Source organism: Microbacterium sp. TW_SC_2 (assembly GCF_055361165.1).
In genome coordinates this window covers 1,535,764-1,552,131 of sequence record NZ_CM143952.1, presented here as the reverse complement: position 1 = coordinate 1,552,131, position 16,368 = coordinate 1,535,764, and the positions used below count along the sequence as shown (strand labels likewise).

General features: G+C 69.8%; 17 protein-coding genes and 1 tRNA gene. 6 read left to right on the top strand and 12 right to left on the bottom strand.

What is annotated here, in order from left to right:
* Window positions 1–6: 6 nt before the first annotated feature.
* Genes ACWA14_RS07290 through ACWA14_RS07270 form a run of 5 tightly spaced genes read right to left on the bottom strand, consistent with a single transcriptional unit; the run spans window position 7 to window position 5,956 of the window.
* Window positions 7–813, bottom strand: a complete 807-nt coding sequence (locus ACWA14_RS07290; RefSeq protein ID WP_463797203.1) for an HpcH/HpaI aldolase/citrate lyase family protein — start codon at window positions 811–813, stop codon at window positions 7–9.
* Window positions 810–1,295: a MaoC family dehydratase gene (locus ACWA14_RS07285; RefSeq protein WP_463797201.1), complete on the bottom strand. Its 486-nt coding sequence runs from the start codon at window positions 1,293–1,295 to the stop codon at window positions 810–812. Before ACWA14_RS07285 ends, ACWA14_RS07290 begins: the two co-directional genes overlap by 4 nt.
* A 9-nt stretch (window positions 1,296–1,304) precedes the next feature.
* Entirely contained in the window at window positions 1,305–2,456 is a 1,152-nt protein-coding gene (locus tag ACWA14_RS07280; RefSeq protein WP_463797199.1) for an acyl-CoA dehydrogenase family protein, read from the bottom strand.
* Window positions 2,456–4,396: an acetyl/propionyl/methylcrotonyl-CoA carboxylase subunit alpha gene (locus ACWA14_RS07275; RefSeq protein ID WP_463797197.1), complete on the bottom strand. Its 1,941-nt coding sequence runs from the start codon at window positions 4,394–4,396 to the stop codon at window positions 2,456–2,458. The genes ACWA14_RS07280 and ACWA14_RS07275 overlap by 1 nt, the downstream gene beginning before the upstream one ends.
* 6 nt (window positions 4,397–4,402) lie before the next feature.
* Window positions 4,403–5,956 (bottom strand): carboxyl transferase domain-containing protein, encoded by a 1,554-nt coding sequence (locus ACWA14_RS07270; protein ID WP_463797195.1) that lies wholly within the window; start codon window positions 5,954–5,956, stop codon window positions 4,403–4,405.
* A 111-nt stretch (window positions 5,957–6,067) separates the two neighbouring features.
* On the opposite strand from ACWA14_RS07270, the gene ACWA14_RS07265 reads away from it, so the two are divergent.
* The gene (locus tag ACWA14_RS07265) at window positions 6,068–6,661 is read left to right on the top strand and encodes a TetR/AcrR family transcriptional regulator (protein WP_463797193.1); all 594 of its coding nucleotides are present in this window, start codon (window positions 6,068–6,070) and stop codon (window positions 6,659–6,661) included.
* On the opposite strand, the gene ACWA14_RS07260 is transcribed toward ACWA14_RS07265, so the two are convergent.
* The 3 genes from ACWA14_RS07260 to pdhA are packed head-to-tail and all read right to left on the bottom strand — an operon-like array spanning window position 6,654 to window position 10,160.
* Complete coding sequence (locus ACWA14_RS07260; RefSeq protein ID WP_463797191.1) at window positions 6,654–8,036, bottom strand: dihydrolipoamide acetyltransferase family protein; 1,383 nt, start codon at window positions 8,034–8,036, stop codon at window positions 6,654–6,656. The two genes, ACWA14_RS07265 and ACWA14_RS07260, sit on opposite strands and share 8 nt — an antisense overlap.
* Window positions 8,033–9,043 carry an alpha-ketoacid dehydrogenase subunit beta gene (locus ACWA14_RS07255; RefSeq protein WP_463797189.1) on the bottom strand — a complete coding sequence of 337 codons (1,011 nt, stop codon included), beginning with the start codon at window positions 9,041–9,043 and terminating at the stop codon, window positions 8,033–8,035. The genes ACWA14_RS07260 and ACWA14_RS07255 overlap by 4 nt, the downstream gene beginning before the upstream one ends.
* Window position 9,044: 1 nt before the next feature.
* Entirely contained in the window at window positions 9,045–10,160 is a 1,116-nt protein-coding gene (gene pdhA / locus ACWA14_RS07250; protein WP_463797388.1) for a pyruvate dehydrogenase (acetyl-transferring) E1 component subunit alpha, read from the bottom strand.
* A 169-nt stretch (window positions 10,161–10,329) separates the two neighbouring features.
* Here pdhA and ACWA14_RS07245 point away from each other — a divergent pair, with 169 nt between their 5' ends.
* Window positions 10,330–10,803: an Lrp/AsnC family transcriptional regulator gene (locus tag ACWA14_RS07245; protein WP_463797187.1), complete on the top strand. Its 474-nt coding sequence runs from the start codon at window positions 10,330–10,332 to the stop codon at window positions 10,801–10,803.
* Here ACWA14_RS07245 and ACWA14_RS07240 read toward each other — a convergent pair.
* Complete coding sequence (locus tag ACWA14_RS07240) at window positions 10,775–11,674, bottom strand: alpha/beta fold hydrolase (protein ID WP_463797186.1); 900 nt, start codon at window positions 11,672–11,674, stop codon at window positions 10,775–10,777. The genes ACWA14_RS07245 and ACWA14_RS07240 overlap by 29 nt on opposite strands.
* 67 nt (window positions 11,675–11,741) lie before the next feature.
* On the opposite strand from ACWA14_RS07240, the gene ACWA14_RS07235 reads away from it, so the two are divergent.
* Window positions 11,742–12,470, top strand: coding sequence for an exonuclease domain-containing protein (locus ACWA14_RS07235; RefSeq protein ID WP_463797184.1), 729 nt, complete (start codon window positions 11,742–11,744; stop codon window positions 12,468–12,470).
* A gap of 11 nt (window positions 12,471–12,481) precedes the next feature.
* Here the strand turns inward: ACWA14_RS07235 and ACWA14_RS07230 are convergent, their stop codons facing one another.
* Window positions 12,482–13,531 carry a YihY/virulence factor BrkB family protein gene (locus ACWA14_RS07230; protein WP_463797183.1) on the bottom strand — a complete coding sequence of 350 codons (1,050 nt, stop codon included), beginning with the start codon at window positions 13,529–13,531 and terminating at the stop codon, window positions 12,482–12,484.
* 162 nt (window positions 13,532–13,693) lie between these two features.
* On the opposite strand from ACWA14_RS07230, the gene ACWA14_RS07225 reads away from it, so the two are divergent.
* Entirely contained in the window at window positions 13,694–14,617 is a 924-nt protein-coding gene (locus ACWA14_RS07225; protein WP_463797180.1) for a helix-turn-helix transcriptional regulator, read from the top strand.
* A gap of 87 nt (window positions 14,618–14,704) precedes the next feature.
* A complete protein-coding gene (locus ACWA14_RS07220; protein ID WP_463797179.1) occupies window positions 14,705–15,022 on the top strand; it encodes a DUF7882 family protein in 318 nt (105 codons plus the stop codon).
* 52 nt (window positions 15,023–15,074) lie between these two features.
* Here ACWA14_RS07220 and ACWA14_RS07215 read toward each other — a convergent pair.
* A tRNA-Ile gene (locus tag ACWA14_RS07215) sits at window positions 15,075–15,148 on the bottom strand.
* A 29-nt stretch (window positions 15,149–15,177) separates the two neighbouring features.
* Complete coding sequence (locus ACWA14_RS07210; RefSeq protein ID WP_463797177.1) at window positions 15,178–15,714, bottom strand: gamma carbonic anhydrase family protein; 537 nt, start codon at window positions 15,712–15,714, stop codon at window positions 15,178–15,180.
* A 140-nt stretch (window positions 15,715–15,854) separates the two neighbouring features.
* Between ACWA14_RS07210 and ACWA14_RS07205 the strand changes: the two genes are divergently transcribed.
* Window positions 15,855–16,340: a Dps family protein gene (locus ACWA14_RS07205; RefSeq protein ID WP_463797175.1), complete on the top strand. Its 486-nt coding sequence runs from the start codon at window positions 15,855–15,857 to the stop codon at window positions 16,338–16,340.
* Window positions 16,341–16,368: the final 28 nt, after the last annotated feature.

Below are 16,368 nucleotides of genomic sequence, written 5' to 3'. Positions count from 1 at the left end.
TGACGCTCAGCTCGCGCGCGACACCACCGAACGCGCGTGCCGCAGCACCGGCTCGTCGATCATCCGGCCGTCGAAGCGGAACACCCCGCGCTCCTGTTCGGCGGCAGCGAGCACGGCATGCGCCCACGCGACCGCGGCCTCGTCGGGCCGGTAGGACGCCCGGATCACTCCGACCTGGCTCGGGTGGATGCACGCCGTGGCCGCGAAGCCGGACGCCGCCGCATCCCTCGCCTCGTCCTCGAGTCCGGCGGTGTCGGCGATGTCGACATGGACCGCGTCGATCGCGTGCTTTCCGTGAGCGCCCGCTTCGAGCAGCACGCGGGAGCGGGCGTATCGTGCGACATCGCGATAGACGCCGTCGGGCGTGCGGCTGGAGGTGCCCCCGAGCGAGGCGATCAGGTCTTCCGCGCCCCACATCATCGCGACGATCCGGGAGTGCGCCGCGATGCGATCGGCCGCGTGCACGCCCCGCGCGGTCTCGCACAGGGCGATGAGCGAGTACCGGTCGTCGATGCGGTCGAGAGCCTCGGGCTCCTCCGTCTTCGCGACCATGACGGTGGTGAAATCGGTCCGGCTCAGAGCGTCGAGATCAGCGGCGAACTCCTCGGATCCCGGCGCGTTCACCCGCACGATCACGCGGGACGGATCGATGTCGGTGGCGACGAGGTTCGCCCGAGCGGCGGCTTTCGCGGCAGGAAGCACGGCGTCCTCGAGATCGAGGATCACCGCGTCCGCCCGCTCGAGCGCCGTGCCGAAGCGTTCGGGACGGTCGCCGGGGCAGAACAGCAGGGCGGGTCCGAGTTCGAACGTCATCGGGTCGCCTCCTCGGGGAGCGTGCGCACGAGCACGGTCCGCTGCGCTGTCGCGACCACCGTGTCGTCCTGGTTCCTGCCGGTGTGGGCGATCTCGACGAGGCCCTGACCCGGCCGTGAGGCCGAGAGGCGCTTCGACACGATGACGCTCTCGGTGTACAGCGTGTCTCCGGCGAACAGCGGATGCGGGAAGGCGATGTCCCCCAGGCCGAGCTGCGCCACGAGCGTGCCCTGGGTCAACTGTCCGACCGAGGCGCCGACCATCGTGGACAGGGTCCACATCGAGTTCATCAGCCGGGCGTGGAAGGGCGACTGGGATTCCGCGAACGCCGCGTCCAGGTGCAGGGCCTGGGTGTTCATCGTGAGCGTGGTGAAGAGGACGTTGTCGGCCTCGGTCGCCGTGCGCCCCGGTCGGTGGAGGTAGCGGGCGCCGACGACGAATTCCTCGTAGAAGAGTCCCCGCTGGATGATGTCCTGGGTCATGCTGTCACGCTACCCGGCGAGCCCCAGCGCGCGGGCGATCACGAGCAGCTGGACCTCGGTCGTGCCCTCGCCGATCTCGAGGATCTTGGAGTCGCGGTAGTGACGCGCCACCGGGAACTCGTTCATGAAGCCGTTGCCCCCGAAGATCTGCGTGGCATCCCGGGCGTTGTCCATCGCGGCCTCCCCCGCCACGAGCTTGGCGATCGCCGCCTGCTCGGCGAACGGTCGGCCGGTGTCGCGCAGTCGCGCGGCGTGATGCCACGCCAGTCGCGCCGTGTGCACCCGCGCCCGCATCCGTGCCAGCGTGAACTGGGCGTTCTGACGTGTGCTCAGCGCGCTGCCGAAGATCGTGCGGTTCTTCGCATAGTCGACGGCCGCTTCCAGGCATCCTTCCGCCGCCCCGGTGGAGAGCGCGGCGATGGCGATGCGTCCTTCGTCGAGGATGCTGAGGAAGCTGCGGAATCCGCTGCCCCGCGCACCGAGCAGGTTCGCGGCCGGGACGCGGGCTCCGATGAACGTGAGCGGGTGCGTGTCGGACGCGTTCCAGCCGACCTTGTCGTACGGCGCCTCCACGGTGAATCCGGGGGTGGAGTTCGGGACGATGATGGTCGAGATCTCCTTGCGACCACCTTCGGTGCCGGTGACCGCGGTCACGGTCACGAAGCGCGTGATGGGCGTGCCCGAGTTCGTGATGAACTGCTTCGAGCCGTCGATCACCCACTCATCACCCTCGAGCCGCGCGGTGGTGCGGGTGGCGCCGGCATCACTGCCGGCCTCGGGTTCGGTCAGCCCGAAGCCTGCCAGGGCACGCCCCGCCAGCAGATCCGGGAGGTATTCCCGCTTCTGCTCCTCGGTCCCGAAGCGGAAGATCGGCATGGCCCCGAGACTGACCCCGGCCTCCAGCGTGATCGCGAGGGACTGATCGACGCGTCCCAGGGCCTCGATCGCGAGACACAGCGCCATGTAGTCGCCGCCCTGACCGCCGTACTCCTCCGGGAACGGCAGTCCGAACAGGCCGAGATCCCCCATCTGCGCCACCACATCCATGGACAGCGTGTGCGTGCGGTCCGCCTCGTACGACTGCGGCGCGACCACCGTGTCGGCGAACTCCCGCACCATCGCGGCGAGTTCGCGTTCCTCGTCTGTCAGATCCTCGATCATCAGCTCTCCTCCGTCGTCACACGCGCGACCACCTGGTCACGACGTACCTGGTCTCCCACCGACACCAGCAGGTGCACGGTGCCGTCCTGCGGTGCGAGCACCGGGTGCTCCATCTTCATGGCCTCGATCGACAGCAACGGGGTGCCCGCCGTCACGGGCGCACCCTCCGCGACATGCACGGCCACGACGGCGCCCGGCATGGGCGCGCGTCCGTGCGGAACTGCGGACGCCTCGGCGCTCTCGCGCCGGGCGAGTCGACGTCGCAACGCTGTCCGTCTGTCCACGGGGCGGAGGCGGGAGCTCAGCCCGTGCTCGGTCACCCACACCGCGCCGTCGGCATCCGCCGCGGCCCGGGCGTCTCCGGGGTCGCGCGCCCCGTCCGGCACCGACACGACCTCGTCTCCGTCGGTGAGGTACAGCGGCGATGCGACCGGGACCGCGGCCGAGCCCAGGCGCCACCCCGGCCTGGAGGTCCACAACGCACTGGCTCGCGGGCGGATCGCCGCCGGAGCCGCCGACCGCTCGGACTCGATGGCCGCCGCCACCAGCATGGTGGAGGTCGGCGGCACCGGCTCCAGCGGAAGCAGTGTCTCGATGAGCCCGGTGTCGAGGTCGCCCGCCACGACGCGCTCATGGCGGCAGAGGCGACGCAGGAACGCGATGTTCGTGTCGACGCCCAGCACCACGGTGCGCGAAAGGGCGAGGTCCAGCCGGGCGAGCGCGGTCGCCCGGTCGTCGCCGACCGCGATGACCTTCGCGATCATGGGGTCGTAGAAGCCGGTGACGACGCTCCCGGTCTCGATCGCGGCGTCGACGCGTACGCCGACGGGCGGGCGGAAGGACAGCACGGTGCCCGTGGAGGGCAGGAAGCCGCGCTCGGGTGACTCCGCGTAGATGCGCGCCTCGACGGCGTGACCGCGGACGACCGGGACGACGTCGAGAGGATGCCCCGCCGCGACCCGCAGCTGCAGCGCCACCAGGTCGAGACCCGTCACCTCTTCCGTGACCGGGTGCTCGACCTGCAGGCGCGTGTTCATCTCGATGAAGAACACCTCGTCGGGGGCATCCGCATCGATCAGGAACTCCACGGTCCCCGCGCCCACGTAGTCCACGCTCTCCGCGGCGCGCACCGCGGCGTCGAGCAGACGGGTCCTGGTGTGCTCGTCGAGTCCCGCCGACGGGGCCTCTTCGATGACCTTCTGGTGCCGGCGCTGCAGGGTGCACTCGCGCTCGCCGAGGGCGATGACGTGACCGTGCGTGTCGCCGAAGACCTGCACCTCGATGTGCCGGGGGCGCCCGATCAGCCGCTCCAGGATCAGAGCGTCGTCCCCGAAGGCCGCGGAGGCGACCCGCCGGGCGGCGGCGAGGGCGGTCGGGAGTCCGGACGGGCCGTCGACGATCTCCATGCCCTTCCCGCCGCCTCCCGCGCTCGGCTTGACCAGGAGCGGGTAGCCGACCTCGTCGGCGGCATCCGCGATCTGTGCATCGGTGAGACCGCCGGCGTCGAATCCGGGGACGACCGGCACCCCGTGCGCGACGACGTGCTCGCGCGCGCGGGCCTTGTCGCCCATGATCTGCAGCGCGGAGATTCCGGGCCCGACGAAGACGATGCCGTTCGCGGCGCACGCCTCCGCGAGCCCGACGCTCTCGGAGAGGAAGCCGTAGCCGGGGTGGATCGCCCCTGCTCCGGTGTGCACGGCCGCGCGGATGACGGCGTCGATGTCGAGGTACGACTCGGCCGCGGGCGCCGGGCCGATGCGCACGGCGACATCGGCCTCGCGCACATGCGGGGCCGCGGCATCCGCATCGCTGTAGACCGCGACGCTGCGGATTCCGAGATCGCGCAGTGTGCGGATCACGCGCCGCGCGATCTCGCCGCGGTTCGCGACGAGGACCGTGTCGAAGGACCCGGCGGCCCTACGGAGGGTGTTCTCAGACATCTCGACTCACATCCGGAAGAGGCCGAAGCGGGGGGCGGGCAGAGGGGTGCGCGACACGACGTCGAGAGCGAGTCCGAGCAGGTCGCGGGTCTGCGCCGGGTCGACGATCCCGTCATCCCAGAGACGTGCCGTGGCGTAGTACGGCTCGCCCTGCTGCTCGTACTGTGCGCGGATCGGCTCCTCGAAGGCGCTGCGGTCCTCAGCGGTCCAGGACTCCCCACGAGCGGTGAGCTGGTCCTCCTTGACCGTGGCGAGGACCGATGCCGCCTGCGGTCCGCCCATCACCGAGATGCGGCTCGCCGGCCAGGTCCAGAGGAAGCGCGGCGAGTAGGCGCGTCCGCACATGGAGTAGTTGCCCGCGCCGAAGGACCCGCCGATGATCACCGTGAGCTTGGGCACCCGGGTGCTGGCGACGGCCGTGACCATCTTGGCGCCGTCCTTCGCGATCCCGCCCGCCTCGGCGTCGGAGCCGACCATGAACCCGGTGATGTTCTGGAGGAAGAGCAGGGGGATGCCGCGCTGATCGCACAGCTCGATGAAGTGTGCGCCCTTCATCGCCGACTCGCTGAAGAGCACCCCGTTGTTGGCGACGATGCCCACGGGGTGCCCGTGCAGGCGCCCGAACCCGGTGACGAGCGTCGTGCCGTATTCGGCCTTGAACTCGTGGAAGCTGTCGGCATCGAGCAACCGCGCGAGCACCTCGCGCACGTCGTACGCGGCATTGACGTCGACGGGGACGACGTCGTAGAGCGACGAGGTCTCGGCCGGATCCACGCTCTCGTGGACCTCCCAGGCGGGAGCAGCGGGCGGCGGCAGCGTGGCGACGATGTCGCGGAGGATCTCGAGGGCGTGCTCGTCATCGTCTGCGAGGTGATCGACGACTCCGCTGCGGCGCGCATGCAGCTCTCCGCCGCCCAGCTCCTCCGCTGTGACGATCTCTCCGATCGCCGCCTTCACCAGTGGCGGCCCGCCGAGGAAGATCGTTCCCTGACCGCGCACGATCACGGTCTCGTCGCTCATCGCCGGCACGTAGGCGCCGCCGGCCGTGCACGATCCGAGGACAGCCGCGAGTTGCGGGATGCCCTCGGCCGACATGGTCGCCTGATTGAAGAAGATCCGCCCGAAGTGGTCGTGATCGGGGAACACCTCATCCTGCTTGGGCAGGAAGGCGCCGCCGGAGTCCACCAGATACAGGCACGGGAGACGATTCTCCCGAGCGATCTCCTGCGCGCGCAGGTGCTTCTTGACGGTGAGCGGGAGGTAGGTGCCGCCCTTGACCGTCGCGTCATTGCAGACCACCATCACGTGCCGTCCGTGCACGAGGCCGATCCCGGCGATCACGCCCGCCGCGGGCACCTCCCCGTCGTAGAGTCCGTGCGCCGCGAGCGGGGCGACCTCGATGAAGGGACTCCCCTCGTCCAGCAACCGCGCGACACGATCACGCGGCAGCAGCTTCCCGCGGGCGATGTGGCGTTGACGGGAGGCATCGGGACCACCTCGAGCCGTGGTGGCGAGGCGTTCACGCAGCTCTCGGGCCAGAGACTCCTGGGTGACAGGCATCGTGACGTCCTCCTCGACCCACGTCGCACGCCGACATACGGTGGCGGCGTGCCTGCTGATTCGGTTAGTGTGCTCTAACCCGTTGATTCAGGTTAGCGAGGATTAACTGAGATGACAACCCCGGTCACAGCCCGAGACCGCGCCAAAGCGGAGCGCACCGATGCGATCCTCCGTGCCGCGGCACGCCTCTTCGCCGAGCGCGGCTACAACGGTGTCAGCCTGGAGGACATCGGAGCGGCGGTCGGTGTCTCCGGACCCGCGGTGTACCGGCACTACGCCGGTAAGCAGGCTCTTCTCGGTTCTGTGCTGGTCAAGGTCAGTGATGACCTGGTCACGGGCGGTACAGCGGTCGCGCAGGCGGCCGCCGATGATGAGGAGCGCATGCGGGCGCTCGTCCGCTTCCACGTCGAGTTCGCCCTCGGCAACGCCGATGTGATCCAGGTGCAGGATCAGGACGTGGCCCATCTGGCCGACGCCGACCGCTCCGCCGTTCGGCGGCTGCAGCGCGCGTACATCGAGCTGTGGATCGGCGCCCTGGCACCGCTTCTCGAGGCCTCGCCGGAGGAACTGCGCCTCCGGGTGCAGGCCTGCTTCGGCCTCATCAACTCCACCCCCCACAGCACGCGCTCCGCTGCACGGGGCCACGCCGCCACCGCGACCGTACTGGTCGCGATGGCGGACGCCGCACTCCGGGCTGTCAGCTGAACAGCATCGCGCGCCCCGGCTCCTCCAGCACGTCGGCCACATCCTTCAGGAACCGCGCACCCTCGGCACCGTCCACCAGACGGTGATCGAACGAGAGGCTGAGCGTCATCATCTCGCGCAACGCGATCTCCCCTCGGAACTCCCAGGGCTGCCGCCGCACGGCGCCCACGGCGAGGATTCCCGACTGCCCCGGAGGCAGGATCGGCGTTCCCGCATCGACACCGAAGACGCCGATGTTGGAGATCGAGAAGGTTCCGCCCGCGAGCTCCGCCGGCGACGTCTTCCCGGCGCGGGCCGTCTCCGCGAGGCTCTTCAGCGCCGCGCTGATCTCGGTCAGCGACAGCGACTCGGCATTGCGGATGTTCGGCACGATCAGGCCGCGTTCGGTGGCGGCGGCGATGCCGAGATCGACGTAGTCGTACTGCACGATCTCGCCCGCAGCCTCATCCCACCGCGCATTGAGACCGGGAGCGCGCGAGAGAGCGAGGCAGACGACCTTCGCGATCACCGCGAGCGGGCCGATCCGCAGCTCCCCGAGGGCGCGGTCGTCCCGCAGACGGGCGAGAAGCTCCATGGTCGCAGTGACGTCGACCGTGTGGAAGACCGTCACATGAGGAGCGGAGAACGCGCTCTGCACCATCGCGGCCGCCGTGTGCTTGCGCACGCCCCGGATGGGGATGCGGGTCTCCCGACGTGTCGTCGCGGATGCGCCGTGCGGTGCATCGGGCACGGACATCGGCTCATCGACCACGCTGTCGGGCGTGCCAGGGACGGCCGCGCCGACGCGCTCGGCATAGGCATCGATGTCCTGCCGGGTGATGACGCGGTCCTCGATCGCCGCGGCGACCAGCACGAGGTCGATGCCGAGACGTTTGGCATATGCCCGAACCGGCGGCGTGGAGCGCGGACGCTCCAGCACCCTGTCGACCGTGGGGGACGGCGCGGCGTCATGCGGGGCGGCCTCCAAGACCGCCGTGTCCGCCGACGGCCGTGACGCTCCGACGCGCCGGGTGCGACGGGCGGGACGACCACTGGCTGCCGGCGCGGCACCGTAGCCGACGAGGTTCGGCTGAGCCTTCTCCGGCGCCCCCTCCCCTGCGTCCTGCGCGGTGCGCGCTTCCGCGGCCGCGTCGTCGCCGACCACGTCGAACGCGATGAGCGGAGCGCCGACGGCGACCGTCTCCCCCGCCGCCGCGTGCAGCGTGGCGACCGTGCCCTCGTAGGGCGACGGGAGCTCGACGACGGCCTTGGCGGTCTCGACCTCGGCGAGGGTCTGGTTCAGGGCGACCGGATCGCCCGGGGCGACCAGCCACTGCACGACCTCGGCCTCGGCGAGCCCCTCTCCGAGATCCGGCAACAGGAACTCCGCGATCATGCGTCGACCCCCGTCAGGCTGTTCGGGCGGTCCAGCACCCGGTCGACCGCGTCGAGCAGCCGGTCGAGGTCGGGCAGGTGGTATTTCTCGAGCTTGGCGGGCGGATAGGGGATGTCATGCCCGGTCACCCGCAGCGGAGCGGACTCCAGGTACTCGAAGCACCGCTCGGTGATACTGGCGATCACCTCGGCCGCGACGCCCGCCTCGCGCGATGCCTCGTGCGCCACGACGACGCGTCCGGTCTTGCGCACGGATGCCGCCACGGAGTCGTAGTCGACCGGCGAGAGGGAGCGCAGGTCGATGACCTCGATCGAGACGCCCTCGTCCTCGGCCGCCTCGGCGGCCTGCAGGGCGGTCGACACCATCGCGCCGTAGGTGATGAGGGACACGTCGCCGCCGGGCCGGACCACCTCGGCGAGGCCCATCGGCGGGGCGTCGGCGAGCGGAGCGGCCAGATCGACCTCGCCCTTGTGGTGGTAGAGCCGCTTCGGCTCGAAGAAGACGACGGGGTCGTCGGAGGCGATGGCCTGGCGCAGACTGCGATAGGCGTCCGCCGGGTTGGAGACCGCGATCACGCGGAGCCCCGCCGTGTGCACGAAGTAGGCCTCGGGAGATTCGGAGTGGTGCTCGGCGGCGCCGATGCCACCGGCCCACGGGATGCGGATCGTGATCGGCATCTTCACCCGACCCTGCGTCCGGTAGTGGAGTTTCGCGACCTGCGCCACGATCTGATCGAAGGCGGGGTAGACGAATCCGTCGAACTGGATCTCCACGACCGGTCGATAGCCCCGGAACGCGAGGCCGACCGCCATGCCGACGATGCCCGACTCCGCCAGGGGGGTGTCGATCACCCGCGCGGCGCCGAACTCGTCGAGCAGTCCGTCCGTGATCCGGAAGACGCCGCCGAGCTTGCCGATATCCTCACCCAGGAGGACCACCTTCTCGTCGTCGCGCATCGCCTGTCGGAGGCCGGCGCCGAGGGCCTTGCCCAGAGTCACTTCGGTCACCTCACACCGCGCTCTCGAACGACGCCAGATACGCGGCGTACTCGTCGCGCTGGCGGTCCAGACCCGTGTGCGGCTCGGCGTAGACGCCGTCGAACACCGCGAGTGGCGGACGCGTGACCATGCCGAGGCAGGCGGCCCGCATCTGCTTCGCCACCTCGTCGGCGACCGCCTGCGACTCGGCGCGATGCTCGTCGGAGAGTTCGCCCGCCGCGCGCAGGTGCTCCTCGAGCCGGGTGATGGGGTCGCGACGACGCCACGACGCCAGCTCCGCCTCGTCGCGGTAACGCGTCGGATCGTCCGCGGTCGTGTGCGGTCCCATGCGGTACGTGACCGCCTCGACGTACGCCGGCCCCTTGCCGGAGCGCGCGTGCTCGAGTGCCCAGCGCATCGCGGCCAGGCACGCGAGCACGTCGTTGCCGTCGACGCGGAGGCTCGGGATGCCGAAGCCGGGTGCGCGCCCCGCGATCGGGTACTGCGACTGCACCGACACCGGTTCCGAGATGGCCCAGTGGTTGTTCTGGCACACGAACACCACGGGCGCCTGGTAGGAGGCCGCGAAGATCATGGCCTCGTTGACGTCGCCCTGACTCGTGGCCCCGTCGCCGAAGTACGTCACCGCGACCTCGTCGGCCTGCTCATGGCGGATCCCCAGCGCGTAGCCCACGGCGTGCAGCGTCTGCGCGCCGATGATGATCTGCAGCGGCGCCACCCGCAGCACGTCGGGGTCGTAGGCGGCCCCCTCCTCACCGCGCCACATGCGGACGTAGTCGCCGGGCGCGGCACCGCGGGCGTAGATGACTCCGGTCTCGCGGTAGCTCGGGAACACGTAGTCCCTCGCCTCCAGCGCCCGCGCGGTGCCGATCTGGGTCGCCTCCTGGCCCTGACAGGGCGCCCAGAGCCCGAGCTGCCCCTGGCGCTGCAGTGCAACGCCCTCGGCGTCGATGCGGCGCAGCACGATCATGTCCGTCAGGAGCGCCCGCAGCTGGGCGGCGTCGACGTCGGCGACGAAAGGATCGAGTCGGGGGTTCGCGATTCGCGTGCCGTCCGGCATCAGGATGCGCTCCGAGAGCTCCAGGTCCTGCGCGGTGTCGGCGATGGGCGTGATCTGCGGTGACATCATCGTCCTCCAGTCTCGGCGGCCTTCGTGGGGCTGTGCGCGATGCACGCGGCGTCATCGCCGGCCTGCTCCGAGCGTACGTTCGGTGAACACGTCGCTCAAGCAATGGAAGACGGCTTGAGCATGTTGCTCAATTTGCGGGACACCGGGACTGCTATGGTTTGGCACTATGTCTGGATTGGACCGTATCGACCTCGAGCTCCTCGCGGCGTTGGCCGATGATCCGCGGGTCACGATCGTGGCGCTCGCCGAGAATCTCGGTCTGTCTCGCAACACGATCCAAGCCCGGATGTCACGCCTCGAGCAGACCGGGATATTCCTCTCCTACGAGCGCTCCTTCGCCCCCGAGGTGCTCGGTTTCCCCCTGCAAGCGTTCGTGAGCATCGGCGTGCGACAGACCGAGCTTCCGCGCATCATCAACGAGCTCGCGCGCATCCCCGAGGTCGTCCAGGCGCACGGACTGAGCGGATCGATCGATCTGCTCGCCCGCGTCGCGTGCCGTGACGCGCGTCACCTGTTCGACACGGACGCCCGAATCCTGTCCATCGAGGGAGTCGAACGCACCGAGACATCGCTCGCGATGGGTGAGGTCATCCCGTTCCGCGTCGCCGGTCTCATCGGCCTCGCGCGACGGGAATCCTGAGGAAGCGACGGATCGCGCCTGCGGCCTCCGCGGGCGTCTCGTAGTGGATCAGATGCCCGACGTGCGCGATCTCCACGAGCGTCGCGTCCGCGAACAGGGTGGCCAGGGTGCGTTCCGCCTCGATCGGGGTGATGTCGTCGCGCTCGGCGGCGACCAGGAGCGTCGGGACCGCGATGTCGCGGGCGAACTCGCGGACGTCGTGCGAGACGCTCGCCACGAACGCGTCGCGGAGCACGTCGCGATCCGAGAACCGGGAGAAGTACGTGTCGTGCTGGTCGTGGATGAAGCGGCGGAGCGCGGCATCCTTCGTCTTCGCCATCGTCACGCTCATCACCCGCACGATCACGCGATTGCGCAGCAGGGCGGTGCCGAGCCTCGCGGGCAACCGGGCACCCAGGGCGTAGTACATCACCGCGAGCCGGGTCATCACGCCCTTGGGCCCTTCGAGCGCCGGCGCGCCGATCGGGTTCAGCAGGATCAGTCGCGGTGTCTCCAGGCCCCCGGCGACAGCGGCCGCCGTGACGATCGACCCGAAGGAGTGCCCCAGGATGACGGCACCGGGAGCGACCGCGCCCGCGAACTCCGTCAGCCAGGCCGCGTACGCGTCGAGATCGTGCTCCCGTCCCGGCAGCGGGGGCGTCTCACCGAAGCCGGGCAGATCGGGGGCGATGACACGTGCTTCCGGCAGGAACGCGAGAACGGGCTCGAGACCGTGGTGATCACCGCGGAATCCATGGACCGCGATCACGGTGGTCGCGGCATCCTCCGGACCGTAGACCCAGTAGGCCGTCGTGCCCCGTGCCACCTCGACCTCCTCGCGGCGCACCGGAAGTCGGCGCAGTCGTTCGGCGTAGGGCGAGGGATGCGTCATGCTCCGAGTCTACGGAGTCGCCGTGCGGCTTCCTGCGGATGTCGGGGGTCCGCTCTAGCGTGATCCCATGGCACCCGCACCTGAGCTTCCCGACTGGCTGACCCGGGTCGCGGTCTTCGATCTCGAGACCACCGGTGTCGATGTGACGTCCGATCGCGTCGTCACCGCTCATGTCGGCGTTCTCGATGCCCACGGCCGACAGATCGCCGCCCGTTCCTGGATCGCGGACCCCGGGGTGCCGATCCCCGACGGGGCGACCGCGATCCACGGAGTGACGACCGCCTACGCCCGCGCGCACGGACGACCCGCGGCGGAGGTCGTGGGTGACGTCACCGGCGCGCTTCGCTCTCTGCTCTCCCAGGGAGTTCCCGTCGTCGCCTACAACGCGGCCTACGACTTCTCGCTGCTCTCGTACGAAGCGCGGCGACACGGCATCGAGCCGCTGCACGATCCGTCACCCGTCATCGACCCGCTCGTGATCGACAAGGCCTACGACCGGTACCGGCGCGGCAAGCGCACGCTCGAGGTCGTCGCCGCGCACTACGCGGTTCCGCTGGAAGGCGCGCACGAGGCCTCCGCCGACGCCATCGCCGCCGGGCGCGTCGCCCAGGCGCTCGCCCGGCAGTTCGTGCTGCCGTCCTCGCTCATCGAGCTGCACACGCGACAGATCGGCTGGGCGCGGTCACAGGCAGCGAGTCTGACCGAGTACTTCGTCAGCATCGGCCGCCTCGATCCCGACGACACTCTCGACGGTTCGTGGCCGGTACGCACACCGCCCGTCGGCGAACGGGACTGAACCGCGGGGCTTCAGTCCCGCAGGTCGGCGCGGAGACTCCGCGCGGACGCCAGCTCCGCACGCTGACGTCGCGTCTTCTGCGGCAGCGTGGCGGTGGAGCGCAGAGCGAGCCGCGGCCGGTGCTCGGCAGCCTCGCCCTGCTTGAGCTCGCGCGCCCGTTCGACAGCCGCATCGAACTCCACCCCGCCGAGCAGGGCCAGATTGGCGATCCACAGCCAGAGCAGGAACACGATGATGCCCGCCAGAGAGCCGTAGATCCGTTCGTACTGGGCGACGTTGGAGGTGTAGAGACTGAACAGCAGGCTGGCGAGAAGGAGCACCAGGAGGGTCGAGCCGGCACCGAAGGTCATCCAGCGGAAGCGCGGGTGACGCACGTTCGAGGCGAAGAAGGACAGCGCGGCCAACGCCGCGATGGTTACGACGACGACGAGCGGCCACCGGATGAGCCTCCACGTGAGCAGCACGGTGTCGCCCCAGCCGAGCTGGTCGTCGACGGCCTCGACGACGCGGTCCGACAGGCCTGCCACGATCAGCGCGACCGCTCCCGCGGTGAGGAGCGCGAGCGCGAGCAGGAGGTGGACGAGCCGCATCTTCCAGAGCCGTCGCCCTTCATCCGCCCGGTAGATGTCGTTCATCGAGCGCCCGAACGCCGCGACGAACCGCGCGCCGCTCCAGAGCGTCAGGGAGAGCCCACCGACCAGCGCGATCCAGGCGATCGAGGACGAGGCCAGTTCGTCGATGACGTCCCGCAACATCTCGGCGGCAGCGGGCGAGACCAGCGTGGACACCACGCCGACCACGAGACGGAGCAACTCGGAATCGCGACCCAGGATGCTGACGAGGGAGACCACGACCATCGCGGCTGGAATCACGGCGAGGACGGCGTAGAACGTCAACGCCGCCGCCGCATCCGGGCAACGGTCGGTGACGAACCGGCGCACCACGGATCGGGCGATGAAGGCCCAGGACGCGGCGTCGAGGTCGCGCATCGTGGTGTCGACGCCCGAATCCCGTCGGTCGCTCGGGGACGGCAGCCGCTCGGGACCGGGCTTCTCCGTCATGTCCGCATCCTGCCTCTCCACTGCTCTCGAGACCATCCTGCCTCGTCGGCGGCCCATCGCCGTGCGCGTCACCGTCTCGCGCGAGGCCCCTGATCGCCCGGGGGCACGAAATCCGATATCCTTCTTCGGCCCCTCGAGCACGGGCAAGGGAGAGGATCGACGGTGCGTTTCAGCTCGCGCGACGTCTCGCGCGTCGAGAGCACGTGGAAGGATTTCGTTCCCTCAGCCGTGCTGCAGAAGGTCGACCCGCAGCGATTCCGGTTCGATTGGCATTCCGTGCAGCTGCACGGTGTCAGCGTGGTGCGCTACACCCTCGATGCGGAGATCCAATCACTGGTCGAACCGCAGGATCAGTTCCTGGTCTGCCGTGTCGACGGTCCGGATGCCGCGGTTTCGGCGGATCGCACCGATCTCGACCCGGCGCGGCCGTGGCTGACCGATCGGGAGCAGGTGCGTGCGCGATGGAGCGCGGACACCGAGGTGCGCGCGCTGGTCTTCGACAGGGATGCCGTGGACAGCTTCGCCCGGACGCTGAGCGGCGAGGACAGGTTCCGCGTGCGTGTCCAGGACCTCCGTCCGCGCAGCGCCGCCGCGGCCGAGCGCTGGGAGCACACCTTCGACTACGTCGAGAGCAGTCTCGCGGACGAGGACGGCTCTGACGCGATCCTGCGGGCGGAGCTCGGGCGCCATGCACTCGCCGTGACCCTGGCGAGCTTCGCGACCACCGCGGACGAGCTCCTCCTGCGGCCGGCGCAGACGATGCCCGCCCCGGCGTCCGTGCGCCGCGCTCTCGCGTTCATGAGCGAGAACGCGCACCGTCCGATCACGGTCGACGACGTCGCCGCTGCCGTGCACATGTCGACCCGCGGGTTGCAGTACGCGTTCCGCCGGTCGCTCGATACCACGCCCGCAGAGTCGCTGCGCCGCGCACGACTCGACGGCGCCCATCAGGACCTGCGTTCGTCGACGCGGGATTCCGTGGCCACGATCGCCCGTCGCTGGGGCTTCGCGCATCCCTCGCGCTTCGCCGCCGCCTATCGGGAGGCCTACGGGATCCATCCGTCGCAGACCCGTCGCGACGGATGATGACATCTCGCGCACGATCTGTGCGTGTCGTCCGCGCGTCGCATCCGACGCCGCGGCGGGCCGGCTACCCGACCATAGAGTCGGGGTGTGGGCAGTCTCTATTACGGCAACTCCGATGACCCGATCCAGATCGAGGATCGCGCCCTCGCGCACCTCAAGGTGGTCATCGCCACCAAGCTGCGCCGCAACGAGAGCTTCACGCTCTCCTGGCGGCATCCCGACAGTGACACGCCCGGGCGATCGACCATCTGGCTGCACCCCTCGATCCCGCTCCGCTTCGACTTCGAGGAGGCGGAGACCCCGTCGCTGAGCAGGAAGTGGATCGAGGATCTCGCCCTCTCCGCGAACTCGAGCGGCGGCGTCACGCTGATCGACGAGCATCTCGAGGTGGGCGAACTCGACTGACCCCGAGTCGCTCGGGACGAGCTCTCGGCGCCGACGGTCGGGTCCGTGTCGGTAGGGCGGGTGGGACTTGAACCCACGATCGTCGGGTTATGAGCCCGCTGCCTTCACCAGCTTGGCCACCGCCCCCTGCACATCCAGCCTAGCGTCGCGTCCGGTCACGCCGGAGTGGCCGCCCCGTGCGTCTTCTGATGCTCGAGATAGATGCCGGCATTGGCGATGAGCCCCGCCTTCTCGTTCTCATCCAGCATGCGTCGCACCCGCGCGGGGACTCCGGCGACGAGCGAACCGTCGGGGACGACCGTGCCGCCGAGAACGACCGCGCCGCCCGCGACCAGACACGCGGCGCCGATCACCGCTCCACTCAGCACCACGGCTCCCATCCCGATCAGGGATCCGTCCCCGATGGTGCACCCGTGCACCACGGCGTTGTGTCCGATCGACACCTTCGCGCCGATCACGACCGGATGCCCGGCATCGACATGCACCGACGCGTTGTCCTGCACGTTGCTGTCCGCTCCGATCGTGATCGCGGCCGAGTCGGCTCGGAGTACGGCGTTGTACCAGACACTGGCCCCCGGCTCGAGCGTGACCGCCCCGACGAGCCGGGCGCCGTCCGCGACGAACGACTCCTCGGCCACGTGGGGGGTCCCGACCGGCAGCGAGAGGACGGATGCTCCTGATGCGATGCTCATGAGGCGAGACTATCCTCAGAACCCCGCCGTTCCGCGGAATTCCGGGCCGGTAAGCGGAGCCTCAGCTTGCTTGCGGAATGTCTCAGGCTGAGTAGCGTTGTGCTCAAGACACACGTATCGGCACCCTGGAGGAGCACATCATGAGCAAGGTACAGACCGTTTCCACCACCGCCAGCGACCCGACTGTGGCCGCGGCCGCCGCCCAGTTCCTGTCTCCCGTCGTCCTCGGACTCGAGGCTCTCACCGTCAACGGCAAGCAGGCGCACTGGCACGTGCGCGGCGCCAACTTCATCGGCGTCCACGAGCTGCTCGACACCATCGTCGCTCACGCCGGTGAATTCGCCGACACCGCTGCGGAGCGCATCGTCGCCCTGGGTCTTCCGATCGACGCGCGTCTGAGCACGGTCGCCGCGAAGGCCGGCAGCACCGCCGTACCCGCCGGGTTCACGCAGTCGGACGAGCTCGTCCGCGCCGTGATCGCCGACATCGACGCGATCCTCGTCGACGTCAAGGCCGCGATCGACGGTCTCGACGAAGTCGACCTCACCAGCCAGGACGTCGCCATCGAGATCATGCGCGGTCTCGAGAAGGACCGCTGGTTCCTCGTCTCGCACATCGCTGCGTGACGCCCTCGCACCGCTCATGACGAAGGGC